This window comes from Acinetobacter sp., from assembly GCF_036659555.1.
In the GTDB taxonomy this organism is placed as follows: Bacteria; Pseudomonadota; Gammaproteobacteria; order Pseudomonadales; family Moraxellaceae; genus Acinetobacter.
Genome location: NZ_JAVXCI010000160.1, coordinates 1 through 3,147, shown reverse-complemented (window position 1 = coordinate 3,147; position 3,147 = coordinate 1). Strand labels below are relative to the sequence as shown.

4 protein-coding genes are annotated in these 3,147 nt (G+C 48.7%); all 4 read right to left on the bottom strand.

The window, feature by feature from the left end; all coding sequences use genetic code 11:
* The coding region (locus tag RSA72_RS14280) for a methyl-accepting chemotaxis protein (RefSeq protein ID WP_332633409.1) at positions 1-1,759 on the bottom strand (1,759 nt) is incomplete at its 3' end.
* Positions 1,760-1,801: 42 nt separating this feature from the next.
* Positions 1,802-2,338, bottom strand: a complete 537-nt coding sequence (locus tag RSA72_RS14275; RefSeq protein WP_332633407.1) for a chemotaxis protein CheW — start codon at positions 2,336-2,338, stop codon at positions 1,802-1,804.
* Between the two features lie 6 nt (positions 2,339-2,344).
* Positions 2,345-2,713 (bottom strand): response regulator, encoded by a 369-nt coding sequence (locus RSA72_RS14270; protein WP_068907262.1) that lies wholly within the window; start codon positions 2,711-2,713, stop codon positions 2,345-2,347.
* A 26-nt stretch (positions 2,714-2,739) separates the two neighbouring features.
* Complete coding sequence (pilG, locus tag RSA72_RS14265; protein WP_106985073.1) at positions 2,740-3,123, bottom strand: twitching motility response regulator PilG; 384 nt, start codon at positions 3,121-3,123, stop codon at positions 2,740-2,742.
* Positions 3,124-3,147 lie beyond the last annotated feature (24 nt).

The window sequence follows — 3,147 nt, the reverse complement described above, 5'->3', positions numbered from 1 at the left end:
CGTTGGTATCGGTCTGAATGGTTTTTACCAGGCCTTCAATCTGCTTGGTTGCAGATGCAGAACGTTCCGCAAGGCGCTGTACTTCGTCGGCTACCACCGCGAAACCGCGGCCCGCTTCACCGGCCATCGATGCCTGAATGGCGGCGTTCAATGCCAGAATGTTCGTCTGGTCGGCAATATCGTTAATCAAGGCGACAATGTTTCCGATTTCCTGCGAAGATTCACCCAAACGCTTAATACGCTTGGAAGTTTCCTGAATCTGCTCACGGATCGTGTCCATACCCTCAATCGAACGGTTTACAACTTGCGCGCCGTTGGCGGCAATCTGCACCGAACGCTCCGCTACCACTGCAGATTCTTCGGCGTTGGCGGATACCTGGTCAATCGACATCGCCATTTCGTTAATCGCGGCGGATGCGCCGGCAATTTCCTGCGCCTGATGCTCAGATGCTTCAGCCAGCTGGTTGGTAATGCCCTGCGTGTTTGCCGTATACTGCGCAACTTCCTGCGATGTTTCGGTAATGCGCGATACAAGATCACGCAGCTGGTCAATCGCAAAGTTGATCGAATCGGCAATTGCGCCGGTAAAGTCTTCAGATACCGTTGCATATGAACGCAAGTCACCATCCGCCAAGTCGGCGATCTCATCCAGCAGACGCAGAATCGCGTTCTGGTTACGGTCATATTCTTCCTGCAGGCGGGTTACGCGCTGCTTGTCTGACTGGCCGCGCAGGGTCAGCAGGCGGAATACGCAGATCAGGAAGCCGACCAGGCAGAGGATCAGGAACAATGCAGGAATTGCAATCTCCCAGTTTGAACCGCTAGACAGCTTATTCAAATTGCCTAAAAGCTCATCTGACTGCGCAAAAATTGAAGCCGAAGCCTGGCGCACTTTTACAATTTGATTCGAGTTTTTAAGAATGGTTGCAGCCGCTGATTTCAGTACGTCATCATATTCAGCCTTAATGCCGGTCAATGATTCACGCAAAGCCGGATCTGCAATGCGCTCTACACCCAATTCCGCGCTGCCGTTCAGCTGCGCATTCAGGTAGGAAGCGAATGTTTCGGTATCGGCGCTGAAGTCATCCGCAGATTCACGCGAGCTTTCGCTGCCGGTCAGCACCGAGCTGATTGAACGCAGAATACGTTCCGCGATAAACACCTGGTTTTTCGCAATAACCACCTGGTTTGACGGCATGTTTTGACGCGCCATCTGGTCAACCATCAGGTTGTATTCAGCCTGAATGCCTGGAATGGTTTCGCCAATCGCAATGTTGGTGTCATACAGCTTGTTGATGATTTTCTGCTGCGATGAAATCAGGCTGATGTTGTCGGATACCTGCTTCCACTGGCCTTCCACATTTTTCATGGCTTCAGTTGACGGATGCGAATCCCGTACGGTAACTAAATTTTCAGCAAAGGATTTTTGCGACTCAGTCAGCTTCTTAATTGATTCCGGCGTGCCTGAAGCGGTCGCTTCCGTGGCTTGGCGGGAAATCGTTTGCGACAATAAGCGCAGCTCACCTAAGCTCCGCGTCAGCTCATTGTTGCGCGGCACGCTGTAGAATAGATAAAGCAGCAGGAAAATTGCCACAAATAGACAGAAGCCTGCACCCAAAATTAATGGCTTGGACTTTTCACTGTCACCAAATACACGCGATAACTGATCTGTCTGTGAGTGAATCTTAGCGAGTAAAGCATTGCCGCCTTTGCGGCCCATGCTTTCGCCTGTATTTTTCTTCTTAAGTTTAAAGCCCATGCAGCTTCTCCCCGATTTTCGCCTTGATGCTTAGCGCGGCAATTAATTTATAAATTTTATAGATGCGTTCATATATTTCGGATTTTGCATCAAGCTGCTGAATAAGAAGACATGCCACCGCTGATTATGCTGGTGAAAATATCCCTGACAATATTCTTTTAAATTGCTGTCTAATTCAGTGCCCGCAGAAAAGTAACTTTTCTTGTTAAAATGCTGTATCCCCAAAACCTGATCAACAACTAAACCGACATAGTGGTCATTATGGCTGATGCACAGAACTTTCTGAGTCGGTGAGTAGCTGCTCCGGTGCCCGGTCATGTAATGCGCCAAATCGGACACAGACAGCAAACGGCCCCGGATATTCGCCAAGCCCTGCACCCAAGACTGCGTATTCGGCACTGGGGTGCATTTCGGCGGGTAAATCACTTCAGATACTTCACCTAAAGGGGCAACGAAATACTGCCCCATCATCTCAAAAGCAATGCCCGACCATCGGTTTACTTCATTTTCTGTAGAAACATAGTTTTTATTTCCACGCTTTGCGATGCGAAGTAATTCGATAAATCCGTTTGCTGCCATAGCGCTTTATCCTGCATTGAGGTGTTGCTTAATCACATCAATTAACTGTTTTTCATCCACAGGCTTGGTCAGGTAATCGCATGCGCCTTGACGCTTGCCCCAAACCCGGTCAGTGGCCTGATCCTTGGTACTGACAATCACAATTGGAATATGCTTTGTTGTTGCGCCGCGCGCAATTTGGCGGGTCGCCTGAAAACCGTTCACGCCCGGCATCACCACATCCATAAGCACCAGATCCGGCAGCTCTGCCTGCGCCATGGTTACCCCGTCAGCGCCATTTGAGGCTTCAATAACGTCGAAGCCATGCTTGCCCAGAATCTCTTTGAAACGGAAAGTTTCAGTAGGCGAATCATCCACGATCAAAATACGCGCCATGCCATTCCCCAATATATAAATCTAAATTAAGCGGTTACGTGATTACGGATAGCGTTCAGCAATTCATCCTTGCTGAACGGTTTAGTTAAATATTCGTCCGAACCGACAACGCGCCCTTTGGCCTGGTCAAACAAGCCGTCTTTGCTTGAAAGCATAACGACAGGAATATTCTGATAATTTTGCGAATTCTTGATTAAAGCGCAGGTTTGATAGCCGTCCAGACGGGGCATCATAATATCTACAAATACAATATCCGGATTCGCTTCGGCAATTTTGGACAAAGCTTCAAAGCCGTCGACTGCAGTCACCACTTCACATCCTTCACGCTGAAGAAGCGTTTCCGCTGTGCGGCGGATGGTTTTTGAATCATCAATCACCATGACTTTTAGATTTTGGAATTTATCGTCCATTTAATGACCCTACCATTTTGGATG